The 12,390-nt window shown below is 32.1% G+C and carries 8 protein-coding genes; 1 reads left to right on the plus strand and 7 read right to left on the minus strand.

Annotated features, from left to right (window positions below):
- Positions 1 to 43: 43 nt before the first annotated feature.
- Positions 44 to 1,579, plus strand: a complete 1,536-nt coding sequence (locus IEV15_RS02150; protein WP_188360846.1) for a YifB family Mg chelatase-like AAA ATPase — start codon at positions 44 to 46, stop codon at positions 1,577 to 1,579.
- Between the two features lies 1 nt (position 1,580).
- On the opposite strand, the gene IEV15_RS02155 is transcribed toward IEV15_RS02150, so the two are convergent.
- The 7 genes from IEV15_RS02155 to IEV15_RS02185 form a co-directional block, all read right to left on the minus strand.
- The gene (locus IEV15_RS02155) at positions 1,581 to 2,936 is read right to left on the minus strand and encodes a hydroxymethylglutaryl-CoA synthase family protein (protein ID WP_188360847.1); all 1,356 of its coding nucleotides are present in this window, start codon (positions 2,934 to 2,936) and stop codon (positions 1,581 to 1,583) included.
- A 153-nt stretch (positions 2,937 to 3,089) separates the two neighbouring features.
- Positions 3,090 to 3,941 carry a KPN_02809 family neutral zinc metallopeptidase gene (gene ypfJ, locus IEV15_RS02160; protein ID WP_188360848.1) on the minus strand — a complete coding sequence of 284 codons (852 nt, stop codon included), beginning with the start codon at positions 3,939 to 3,941 and terminating at the stop codon, positions 3,090 to 3,092.
- A 43-nt stretch (positions 3,942 to 3,984) separates the two neighbouring features.
- The gene (locus IEV15_RS02165) at positions 3,985 to 8,031 is read right to left on the minus strand and encodes a PAS domain S-box protein (RefSeq protein ID WP_188360849.1); all 4,047 of its coding nucleotides are present in this window, start codon (positions 8,029 to 8,031) and stop codon (positions 3,985 to 3,987) included.
- 47 nt (positions 8,032 to 8,078) lie between these two features.
- Positions 8,079 to 8,864 carry a hypothetical protein gene (locus IEV15_RS02170; protein ID WP_188360850.1) on the minus strand — a complete coding sequence of 262 codons (786 nt, stop codon included), beginning with the start codon at positions 8,862 to 8,864 and terminating at the stop codon, positions 8,079 to 8,081.
- 18 nt (positions 8,865 to 8,882) lie between these two features.
- Positions 8,883 to 10,214: an aldehyde dehydrogenase gene (locus tag IEV15_RS02175; RefSeq protein WP_188360851.1), complete on the minus strand. Its 1,332-nt coding sequence runs from the start codon at positions 10,212 to 10,214 to the stop codon at positions 8,883 to 8,885.
- 39 nt (positions 10,215 to 10,253) lie between these two features.
- Entirely contained in the window at positions 10,254 to 11,606 is a 1,353-nt protein-coding gene (locus IEV15_RS02180; protein ID WP_188360852.1) for a hypothetical protein, read from the minus strand.
- Between the two features lie 78 nt (positions 11,607 to 11,684).
- Positions 11,685 to 12,374: an RluA family pseudouridine synthase gene (locus tag IEV15_RS02185; RefSeq protein ID WP_188360853.1), complete on the minus strand. Its 690-nt coding sequence runs from the start codon at positions 12,372 to 12,374 to the stop codon at positions 11,685 to 11,687.
- Positions 12,375 to 12,390: the final 16 nt, after the last annotated feature.

Below are 12,390 nucleotides of genomic sequence, written 5' to 3' on the forward strand. Positions count from 1 at the left end.
ATCAATGAATTTGTGATATTTGTCATAGATAAATTTATACGCCATGTTAGTTAAAGTATTTGGAAGTGCCGTTTTTGGTGTGGAAGCCACAACCATTACCGTAGAAGTAAACATTGATAAAGGAGTGGGTTACCACTTGGTAGGATTACCTGATAATGCCATCAAAGAAAGCAGTTATCGCATTGCTGCAGCTCTCAAAAACAACGGATATTATTTACCCGGAAAAAAAATTACCATCAACATGGCTCCGGCCGATTTACGAAAAGAAGGTTCTGCTTATGACCTTACTTTGGCTGTTGGTATTTTGGTGGCTTCAAGTCAAATAAAAGTTGAAGAATTAGACCGTTATGTCATAATGGGTGAACTCTCATTAGATGGAGGTTTACAACCAATTAAAGGTGCTTTGTCAATTGCTATAAAAGCGAAAGAAGAAGGTTTCAAAGGATTTATTCTTCCCATTCAAAATGTAAAAGAAGCCGCTATTGTAGAAGGTTTAGATGTTTATGGTGTTGAAAATGTTTTGCAAGTCATTGATTTTTTTGAAGGAAGAGGTAATTTGCAACCCACAATTATTGATACACAAACCGAATTTTCTCGTACGCTAGAATTTCCTGAATTTGATTTTTCGGATGTAAAAGGACAAGAAAGTATTAAGAGATGTATGGAAATTGCCGCTGCAGGTGGACACAATATTATTCTCATTGGTCCGCCGGGTTCGGGGAAAACAATGCTAGCGAAAAGATTACCAAGTATTTTGCCACCTATGACAATGAAAGAAGCTTTGGAAACCACAAAGATTCATTCGGTTGCAGGAAAAACAAAAGAAGCCGGATTGATGAGTCAGCGACCGTTCCGGAGTCCGCATCACACAGCTTCAAGTGTTTCCTTAGTTGGTGGTGGTAGTTATCCACAACCTGGCGAAATTTCATTGGCACATAATGGTGTTTTATTTCTGGATGAATTGCCTGAATTCAAAAGAGAAGTTTTGGAAGTGATGCGTCAACCGTTAGAGGATAGAGAAGTGACCATCTCCAGAGCTAAATTTACAATTACATATCCTTCATCGTTTATGTTGGTTGCCAGTATGAATCCAAGTCCGGGAGGTTATTTTAATGATCCGGATGCTCCGGTGAGTTCATCTCCGGCTGAAATGCAACGCTATTTAAGTAAAATTTCAGGACCCCTATTAGATCGAATTGATATTCATATTGAAGTTAATCCGGTTCCTTTTGAAAAGTTAACTGAAAAGCAAAAAGCAGAGAGTAGTGTAGAAATTAGAAAACGGGTTACACATGCCAGAGAAATACAATCGCAACGCTTTGAAAATTTGGAAAATCTTCATTACAATGCTCAAATGGGAAGCAAACACATCAGAGAATTTTGTGTGTTGGATGATGCTTCATTAAGCTTGTTAAAAACAGCTATGGAGCGGTTGAATTTATCAGCCAGAGCGTATGACCGAATTCTGAAAGTGGCACGAACTATTGCAGATTTAGAAGCTTCGGAGCCTATTAAACCGAATCATATTGCTGAAGCAATTCAATACAGGAGTTTGGATAGAGAAGGGTGGTTGGGGTAGTTTACTTTACATATTCATAATACCTTGCTCCAACCAAAACAGGATTATCTCTTTCAATCGATTTTAAAACAAATTCATTTTTTGGTTCTAAAACAGAATGTTGTACTTCTTTTTTATGCAGTTTTTCATAAGTTTCAAAATCTATAGAATGACATCGTTCTAAAGTTTCAAAAAAAAGAGTTTGGTTGATGACTGATTTCCAGTTTTCGCCCATTGTAGCTTCAAATACTTTTGATTTAGAACCGCTACCATAGGCTATGAAACCCACTTTTTTATTTGCAATATCATTATTTTGTTGATAATGATAGCATAAGGTTGAAAGTAATCCAATAAAAATGGAACCGGTATAACAATTGCCAATTTGACCCGAAGCTATTTCTGAAGGGTAGATTTTTTGGTTGATGAGTTCCAAATATTCAGGACTTTTAGTCAAGTTTTTTAATTTGTCTTTTATAGTTTCACCGATTTGATTGTTTAGCAATTCAGGATTTTCTTTAGCAAAAATTTCAATAAAAGTTCTTCTACCTTGAAAACAGTAAGGGAGATGCATCAGGATTGCTGCCCAGTTTTCATAAACTTTACCGGATTGTTGACTTTCTTTTTTAAAGTGATTGTAAGCTTCGGTAATTCGATTGATGTAACATTGGTTTGAATACTGTCCGTCAAAAACAGGTTGTTCTTTGTAGATTGAAACTTCATTTTCTAAAACACCAAACCATTCCGGGTTTTCGGTTGAATTGGTAATTTCAGCTTTTGAAAAAGTTCTTCTGGGTTTAAAAAAGTCAAAAACACCTTCTGTTGAAACACCAACGTTATTAGAAAAATTTAAAATTCTTGGATTTGAAGTAATTAACATGGCAACAGCACCGGCTCCTTGCGTATATTCTCCTGTTGATTCTAAATCATATTTGGCATTATCGGAAGCAATAACAATTGCCTTTTTGTTTGGGTTTAATCGAATATAATCCAAGCAATTTTGCAACGCATCCACACCACCAATACACGCAAAAGTTAAATCTACAACGTCACAATTTCGAAAAGAACCTTCACCTAATTTACTTTCCAATAACGATAAAACATAAGAGGCAATTGGTTTAGAACTATCCACGCCACTTTCTGAGCCAATATAAATTCGAGCAATTTCTGAAGGATTGATGTTTTCCTGTTGAATTAATTTCAGGCCTGCATTGGCAGCAAAAGTCACCACATCTTGGTACTTGTCGGGAAAACTCATTTTATGCAATCCCAAACCTTTAATTAATTTATCGGGTTCAATATTTCTATGGATTGCAAGTGTTGATATAGGTAAGTATATTTTAGGAATATCAAAAGAAATGCTATCGATGCCAACGTTCATTTTTTATGTTTTAGGAAAACAAATGTATAAAAGTGATCTCCAATATGATATGAACATTTCATAAAAAATCCCTCAAATAAAACGAATTATGAATGTTTTATAAAAGGGAACTTTTAATTTAAAAAAAGATATTTTTTTATTGAAATACTGAATTTAATTCAACGCTGCAAATGTATCACCTTGTCTGATGTCTCCGGTTTTGAAACCTTTTCCAAACCATTTTACACGTTGTTCTGAAGTCCCGTGTGTAAATGAATCCGGAACTACGTGACCTTGCATTTTCTTTTGAATCGCATCATCTCCAACAGCTTGAGCGGCACTTAAAGCTTCTTCAATGTCACCTTCTTCGAGATATTTACTGTTGTAATGCGTCCAAAGTCCGGCATAAAAATCAGCTTGTAATTCTAATGCTACTGAAAGTTTATTTCCTTCCGTTTTACTCAAATTTTGTTGTAACTGTCTTACTTTACCTGAAGTACCTAAAAGTGTTTGCACATGATGGCCAACTTCGTGAGCTATAACATAAGCAATAGCATAATCACCACCTTGAGCTCCAAAACGAGTCTGTAATTCATCAAAAAAATCTAAATCCATGTAAATTTTTTGATCTGCCGGACAATAGAATGGACCGGAAGCTGAAGTGGCTCCGCCACAAGCTGATTGAACAGAACCTCTAAATAAAACCATTGAAGGTTCTTTATAGGTCATTCCGTTTTCTTTAAAAATTTTATGCCAAACATCTTCGGTATCTGCTAAAACAGTGGCAACAAACATTCCCATTTTTTCATCTTCTTTGCTCAGAGGTTGAGCCGGAGCACTTGTAGATTGTTGCTGTTGTAATTGTTCTAATATAGGTGTTAAATTTTGAGCACTTTCTCCTCCAAAAAGATTCAGTAGAAGTACAATTATACCAATTAAACCACCGCCTGCTACAACTTTGCCTGTTGTTCCCATGCCTCTTCTGTCTTCCATATTGGAACTTTGTCTTCTACCTTCCCATTTCATAATTGAAGTTTTTAAGAATTGTTTTATAAAGATAATAAAAAAATTATTTTACCCAAGTAGAAATAATATGTTCTAACGAACCTTTTATGATTGGTTTAGACAAATAATCATTCATTCCCATTTCTAAACATTTTTCTTTCTCTCCAATTACGGTTCCTGCAGTTAGGGCAATTATGGGAACAGATTGATAATTTTCAATTTTTCTGATTTCCATTGTTGCTTCATAACCATTCATAACCGGCATTTGAATGTCCATGAAAATAATATCAAAAGTGTTATTTTGGCAATTTTCAATGGCTTCAATTCCGTTTGAAGCTACATGGATTTTGCTGTTTGGTATTATTTTTTTGATTAACGTTTTTGCAAGAAGTGCGTTAATGTTATTGTCTTCAACAATCAAAACGTTGGCATCTTTATCGGAAACAAAAATGATTTCTTCGCCTTCAACGATTCTAAAATTGATATCCGGATTGTCTTTTGAAGACGATTGCACTACTAAATCAAAAAAGAAAGTGCTTCCTTGATTTGGTAAACTTGTCAATTGTAGTTTACTGTTCATTAAAGCCAATATTTTATTGGAAATACTCAATCCCAAACCTGTTCCTCCAAATTGTCTTGTTGTTGAGCTGTCTTCTTGTGAAAATGCTTCAAATATTTTGGCTTGGTTTTCTTCTTTAATTCCAATTCCGGTATCAATTACTGAAAATCTTACTACCGATTGATGTGTGTCAATTTTATTTAAGGTAGTGATTTTTAATTTGATTTTTCCGGTAGCCGTAAATTTTACTGCATTTCCTAACAAGTTTATTAATACTTGTTTTATCCTGATAGGGTCAATCCAAATTCGAATAGGAACATCGGCATTAAGATGTAAATCTACGTCGAGTTTTTTCTGAATGGCTTCATATTTTACAGTATCAATCACTTCATTTGTTAAATCAGATAATTTTACTTCTTCAACATTTAGTTCAAGATTACCTGATTCAATTTTAGAAAAATCAAGAATATCGTTTATTAAACCCATCAGCGATTTTGCAGACTGGCTAACGGTTTTCATGTATTTGTTTTGTCGCTTATTCAATTCAGAATGCATCAAAAGCTCTGTAAATCCAATAATTCCGTTTAGTGGCGTTCTGATTTCATGACTCATGTTAGCTAAAAACTCAGATTTAGCTTTGTTTGCTGCAATCGCCATTTCCTTTTCTTTGATTGCATCTTCTTTGAGTTTTTGTTCTGTAATGTCAATAAAAATTCCTTCAATGAAATCAATTTCATCTCCTTTTTTAACGATGTCACCAAACTCTTCAACCCAAGCTATTTCTCCGTTTTTCTTTATGATTCTATATTCTTGATGAATTTTTTGACCTTTTTCTAACGCTCTTTTTTGGTCATAAATCACTTTTACTCTGTCATCAGGATGAATTAAATTTATAAATAGAATTTCATTACTTAGGAATTCCTCTTTAGAATAACCGGTTAAATTTTTAACTTCATCATTGATATAGAGTTTTGTCCATTTTTCATCGTTTTTTGATAAATAGACGGTTCCCGGAATGTTTTCTGCCAGCAATCTAAATCGTTCTTGACTTTCATGAATGATTGCTTCGTTTTGCATTCTTTCAATTGAAGATGAAATATAATTGACTAAGGTTTGTAAAATTGAAATTTCATCATCAGACCATACTCGTTCGGTTGTACAATCATCAAAACCAATAAATCCGATAGTTTTGTTTTGAACTTGGAGCGGAATTATCAAAACCGATAGTATATCTTGTGATTTTAATAATTCTTTATAGTCACATTCATAAATATCTTTAACTAGTTTTTTGTATAATTTTTTCGCTTTTAGAGGAACAATTATATCTAATACTAATTCATAAGGAACATTTTGTAAATTTTGATTGCCAATTTGAGGGGCGATGTTTTCATTTACCCATTCAAATTTTTGATTGGTTGTTCTGGTAGTTTCATTATTTTCAAAATAGTAAATTCTGTCAATGTTTGTGACTTTACCTATTGCTTCAAAAATGTCATCAAACTCATTGTAGATATTTTTTGAAATTAAAATTTTCTCAGAAATTTTACTAACTACAGTCAAGAATTCACTCTTGTATTTTAAATTAAATTCAATTTCTTTTCTTTTTAAAGTTTCAAGACCTATTGAGATTATTTCTGAGATGGAACGAGCAAAGTTAATATCTTCATTATCCCAAAAACGAATTGAATCTGTGATTTCCATACACAAAATACCATAGAGTTTTCCTTCAATAAAAACAGGATAATCTAATAAAGATTTAATGTTGTGCTTGTTGAAATAGGTTTTGCTAAATTCTATTGTTTCAAAGTGATTTATGGCATCTGAAGCAATAATCATTTTTTCTTTTTCAATACTCTCAAAATAGATAGGATAGTCCTTTTTATATATAATGGTTTCTTCTTGTTGTTGAATTAGATTTAAAGTATGCAAATGAATACACTTTAAATAATCATCATTATATTCCCAAAAACTGATTCGATTACAATTTGAAGATTTTGCTGCATTTTCTAAAACGATTTGAAGCAAAGTAAGCGTTGTATCAAATTTTGAAAATTTTAAAACCGATAATTTTGTAGTAACATCATTATATTTTTTAATTTTTTCCTGACGTTGAATATTTTCAATTTCAATTGTTTTTACCAAGGTAATATCTCGGCTGATTCCTGAGTATCCAATTATTTCATTATTGTCATTTCTTTTGACAGAAATTTTTTGAGAAATCCATACAATTTCCCCGTTTTTCTTATAAATTGGAAATTCAACGATTGATAGATTTTTCAGGTTTTTAATATCATCGGTATAGTAGGCAACAATTTTATTTTTATAATCTTCATGAATTAATTCGCCAAAATAAATCTCTTTTAATTCCTCAACTTCATAACCTAATAATTCACTGGTAAAACTATTTATGTATATAAATTTACCATCAGAATCTGTTTCAAAAATAATATCTCTGGCAGATTCAATCAGGTTTTGGTATTGATTTTCAAGATTGATTTTTTCGGTTACATCATGACCAATTCCAACAAATAAATTTTCACCAAATTGTTTGTCAACCCATTGAATGTATTTATAATCACCATTTTTACATTTTAATTTTCTGGTATACAATCGATCTCTGACAAATGTTGTATGATATGATTCTCCAATAAATTCAGGGTCTTCTGTTAATTCCCAAAATTTCATACCTAAAACTTCTTCACTTGTATAACCTAAAATTGAAGTAATTGTTTCGCTACAAAACACTACATTTCCTTTTTTTTCAGTAGCAATAATCAATGAATTTCCTTTATTTACAATTTCATTTGTAAACAAAAATTTATCTTTTCTTCTTATAGATGAAATAAATCGGGTGTAGTTAACAGACAGAATTACTAAACTAAAAACAACAAAGATAATGGTTACTTTTTGTGGTAAATAGTCTAAAAAATAACCCAAAATTATAGCTAAAGTTGCTAGAAAAACATAAACGAGATAATGGTAGAAATTTTTAAAAACGATGTATGCTAAAAATAATGTGGTAATGAATCCTGTAAAAGTTACCAATTCAAATTCTCTTAAAAATAGGTTTTTCAGAACTGATAAATTGAATAAAATGAAACCAAAAATAAATATTTCATAGATGTATTTATTAACCCAATTAACAGTTAAACTCAAGTAGTAAATTGATAAAAGAGCAATTCCCATTAAACAACTTTGAAAAAAAATAGAATGACTTCTTACTTCAAAAATCTCGAAGAAAAAATCAGCAAAGGGAATAATAATTCCCAAGAAGAGAAAGTATAATTTATAATGTTCTCTGTTTAAGTAATTCTCAGAATAATAACTTAAAATGGATTTGTTAAACGTAACAATTTTCAAATAAATTAAATAGAAAAACAAAGAGAAGAGAGCAAAGAGAATAAGTATCAACCACCATTTCTCTAAAAAGATGTTTAAGAACAGGGAAGCCAACCCGTTTTTAGAAACTAAAATTGTTTGAAAATTGTCTATCCTTAAATCATAATTTAATTGAAATACAACCCGTAAAATAAAATCGAATAAATGTTGCATTAATTGGTGTAATTGAGATGTGAGGTTTTTAGTTATATAAAAATATATTAATAGGATTGGATTTGGTTAATTGGATCTTCTTCTTCAGTCGAATCCGGTAAAATGGCATCATAAATCATATAAATCATCGAATAATAAAAGGGCAGTGTGAAAAATATACCAATACAAATAGCTATCAATCCTACCATGCTAAAAATTATTGAAACAATTAACAATCCTAGTATAATCAAGGGTTGTTTAATGACCAATTGTATGCTGTAATGAATGGCATCTGTGCCACTTAAATTAGAAAAAACAATGAGAGGAATGGTTAAAAAGGTGAAAAGACTTAATAATAATGAAAATATAGTTCCATAGATTTTAACTCCATTATACTCCAGTAAGGTAGTTACTCCAATGCCAATAAATGATAGTATAAAAGCAGCTGCAAAAAGTTGGAGAAAGTGATTTGTTTTGTAATAATCAAAAGCATTACCAATTGAAAAAGGCTTGTTTTTTTCTGCTAAATGAATAATTTTAAATAAACCTGCAGTTATTGGACTTGCTAATCCTGAAATTAGGCTGATTCCAAAAATATAAATAAGTATACTTATAGTAGATTCATATATAGGATTAGATTCTATTGTCATATTTTCAAGATCATCAAATTCAACGAACATAGACATAGTTGATAGAGCCGCAATAGCTGCAATAACTGTAATTATAATAAACAAAAAACCTCCGGTAACAGCAATTTTTTTATAATTTTCAAAAGCTTTTTCTATCAGCTTACCAAAATCAAGTTCGTAGCCATTTTCTAAAATTTTATCAATTGAATTTTTATGATTATACATGCTTTTATAGTGTGATTTTTAAGTAAGCCAAGATATAACTTTTTTAATAAAATTTGATTTTTTGTTATAAGGTGCATATCGTATCGGATTGTCACCCCAATTGGGTCGTTTTACTATGGTTTTTTTATGAGAAAAAGTGTCAAAACCTAACTTGCCATGGTAAGCTCCGATACCACTATTTCCAACTCCGCCAAAGGGTAATCTTTTATTGGCAAAGTGAACCATACAGTCGTTCACACATCCACCTCCAAATGAAAACTCAGTTATCATTTTTTCGGCAAATTTTTTATTATTTGAAAAAACGTAAAGAGCGAGTGGTTTTTCAAATTTATGGATAATTGATTGCAGTTCATGTTCGGTAGAATAAGAAATAATTGGCAATATCGGACCAAAAATTTCATCTTTCATCAACTCACTTCTCATCTCAGGTTCGTCAATAAGTGTTGGACTAATATACTTATCGTTTTCTATAGTAATTCCACCAAAAATCACTTTTGAAGGTTCAATTAAATCGGAAAGTCGTTTCCAATGTTTACTCGAAATTATTCGAGGAAAATCCTTTGATTCTTCTTGATTTTCGCCATAAGCTACGATGATTTCTTTTTTTACTAATTCTATAAAATCGTATTTTTCTTTCGCTTGAATTAAAATATAATCGGGAGCGATACAGGTTTGACCTGCATTGACAAATTTACCCCAAACTATTCGTTTTGCGGCGACTTCCAAATTAGCTCCTTCATCAATTATGCAAGGGTTTTTCCCACCTAGTTCTAAAGTTACGGGTGTTAAATGTTTGGCTGCAGCTTGTGCTACAATTTTACCAACGGCAACACTTCCTGTAAAAAAAATGTAGTCCCATTTCTTTTCAAGAAGCGATTGTGCGAATTCCGGACCGCCATGAACTACCACAGCTTCTTTAACATCAAAAACTTCTTCTACAATTTTTGTAATAATTTGAGAAGTTTGAAATGACAATTCAGAAGGTTTTAAAACAACCGTGTTTCCTGCAGAAATGGCAGCTATCAAAGGACTAAATGCCAATTGAAACGGGTAATTCCACGGAGCAATTATTAAAACTCTTCCATAAGGTTCAGAATAAATAAAATCTGACGAAGGAATTGTCATAATTGAAGGCCAAACACGTTTTGGTTTTGTCCATTTTTCTATGTTTGAAATGGCATATTTTAAATCGGATACCACATAGTTGAACTCTGTCAAAAAGGTTTCAAATGACGATTTTTTAAAATCTTTGTACAAGGCATCCGTTACTTCATTTTCATACTTTTTGAGGGTAATCAAAAGCTTTTTAAGTAGTAACTTTCTTTTATTTACAGGAATAATTGAGCTCATTTTTCTCGGCTTGAATGTATTCAAATGTAGTGAGAAAAATTAACTTTTTCCAATTCCAAATCGAAATCCAAAATAAAAATCGGCATGTTTACTATCGTTAATCAATGTAGTAATCACTGAACCAGAACCAACAAAGAATCCACCGGCTCTGAAACCGATACCGCCATTAAAACCTGAAATTTCATTTTGAGTCCATGGTGAAAAAACTTCAAAATTTTTGAGGGAAAATCGAGGTGTAACAGTAAATGTGTTTTGAGTGGTAACCTGATCATTCAAATTGTCATCATTCAATTTTTGTTGCCAAAAAAGCGAAACATAAAGGGTTGGAATAAGTCGAACATCAGCATATGCATTTAAAACAGTTGGCAATTTTACTTTAAAATCGCTATTTGAAGAGGTTGAAGTTAAAAACCCACTATCAATTAAAATTTGCTCCACTTCTTGTAAACTATCAACACCATCAAATTGGCCCAAGTCTAAACTTTCATTTCCTTGAATTACGAGAGCATAATTTGTAGAAGAATTGTTGTCATCTTTGAATGTCATGCTTCCAATATTTCTAACTGACAATCCGGAATTGAATTTATAACCTTTATCAGGATCACTATCTTTTATACTGAAATTAGCTCCAAAATCTACTCCAATTCCATTTAAACCACCAAAAACAGAATCACTATAACTATCAAAATCTGAAAAACTATTTCCTAAATTACCAGAATAAGCAATATTAAGAGTAGCATTTGTATTTGATAAATAGGAACTTCCGGCAACGGTTGTGATGGTTCCGTTCATTTGATCGGCACCAAAATTGGCATACGAACCAGGAAATAATAATTTAATTGTTGCCCCTCCGTTTAATTTGTAATTTTCAGTTTCCCAAAGATTTCTTCCTGCCGAAAAACCAAGTTCACCATAGGTTGTTCCGTTTAAACGTTGGTTGTAATTTCCGTTTAAAGTAGTAGAATTTAGCAATGAATTAAGTCCACCATTACTGATTGCATCTCCAATATTTACATCAATATCTACTAAGTTTAATTTCCCATAGGCTTTTGAACTTACGGCAAATCCCCAATTTTTATATCGAAAAGCGGCACTTGGACCCAAAATTTCCACATCAAGTCGAAGGTTTGCCGGTTCAGAACCCACAAAAATGAGTTCTTCGAGATTGGTGTCACCTGTTAAATCACTAAATCCAATTTTATTGTTAGCAACTGTTGTGCTTAATGCAAAAACGTGCACTTCAACTTTTGAAGTCAAATTTGCCAATTCTGCCGGATTGATTGTTCCATTTAATACCCCAATTCGTTTGGAAGTACTAATTCCTGAGAAATGATCTTGAGCAAAAAAAGCAGTAGAGTTCAGTAGTAAGAATAGAAAAATTATTTTTTTCATAATCATTGAGTTTTTAAGTAACAAGTGAAATGGTTTTTTACTTCAAATACATAAACGAAAATTATGTGATTTTAGTTTTTAAATAGAATTCCAAATTACATCATCGGGTAGTGGTGCAATCAAATTAATTTTTTCTTTAGAAACAGGATGTATGAATGCTAAATTTCTGGCATGTAAATGAATACCACCGTCGGGGTTACTTCTGTCAAATCCATATTTTAAATCGCCTTTGATAGGACAGCCGATAGCTTGTAATTGTGCTCTGATTTGATGGTGTCTTCCGGTATGTAACGCAACTTCTAGAACATAATAGGTGTTTAAAGTTGCAATTATTTTATAGTTTAAACTTGCTTTTTTGCTATCAGGAACTTCTTTACTATGAGCTTTGGAAGTGTTGTTTTGTTGGTTTCTTTTGATAAAATGAACTAATGTATCTTCTTCTTTAGGCGGTTTGTTTTTAACCACAGCCCAATAGGTTTTTTGCGTTTCACGTGAACTGAACAAATCGTTCATTCGAGTTAATGCTTTACTAGTTTTGGCAAAAACGACGATTCCAGTTGTAGGTCGGTCAAGCCGATGAACCACACCTAAAAAAACATCCCCGGGTTTGTTGTATTTTTCTTTGAGGTATTCCTTCACAATATCAGGCAGTGGTTTATCTCCGGAAGTATCGCCTTGTGCAATATCTCCAACTCTTTTGTTTACCACAATCAGATGATTATCCTCGTGAAGAATCTGTAAATTATCTTTAGTAGTAACTATTTTCATCTTCAAAATTGACTCA

The sequence above is a fragment of the Flavobacterium orientale genome, assembly GCF_014638005.1.
Classification (GTDB): domain Bacteria; phylum Bacteroidota; class Bacteroidia; order Flavobacteriales; family Flavobacteriaceae; genus Flavobacterium; species Flavobacterium orientale.

What these genes read in the sequence shown, in the direction of transcription:
- IEV15_RS02150 (WP_188360846.1), top strand. Translation starts at nt 44, where the DNA reads ATGTTAGTTAAAGTATTTGGAAGTGCCGTTTTTGGTGTGGAAGCCACA.
- IEV15_RS02155 (WP_188360847.1), bottom strand. Translation starts at nt 2,936, where the DNA reads ATGAACGTTGGCATCGATAGCATTTCTTTTGATATTCCTAAAATATAC.
- ypfJ (WP_188360848.1), bottom strand. Translation starts at nt 3,941, where the DNA reads ATGAAATGGGAAGGTAGAAGACAAAGTTCCAATATGGAAGACAGAAGA.
- IEV15_RS02165 (WP_188360849.1), bottom strand. Translation starts at nt 8,031, where the DNA reads ATGCAACATTTATTCGATTTTATTTTACGGGTTGTATTTCAATTAAAT.
- IEV15_RS02170 (WP_188360850.1), bottom strand. Translation starts at nt 8,864, where the DNA reads ATGTATAATCATAAAAATTCAATTGATAAAATTTTAGAAAATGGCTAC.
- IEV15_RS02175 (WP_188360851.1), bottom strand. Translation starts at nt 10,214, where the DNA reads ATGAGCTCAATTATTCCTGTAAATAAAAGAAAGTTACTACTTAAAAAG.
- IEV15_RS02180 (WP_188360852.1), bottom strand. Translation starts at nt 11,606, where the DNA reads ATGAAAAAAATAATTTTTCTATTCTTACTACTGAACTCTACTGCTTTT.
- IEV15_RS02185 (WP_188360853.1), bottom strand. Translation starts at nt 12,374, where the DNA reads ATGAAAATAGTTACTACTAAAGATAATTTACAGATTCTTCACGAGGAT.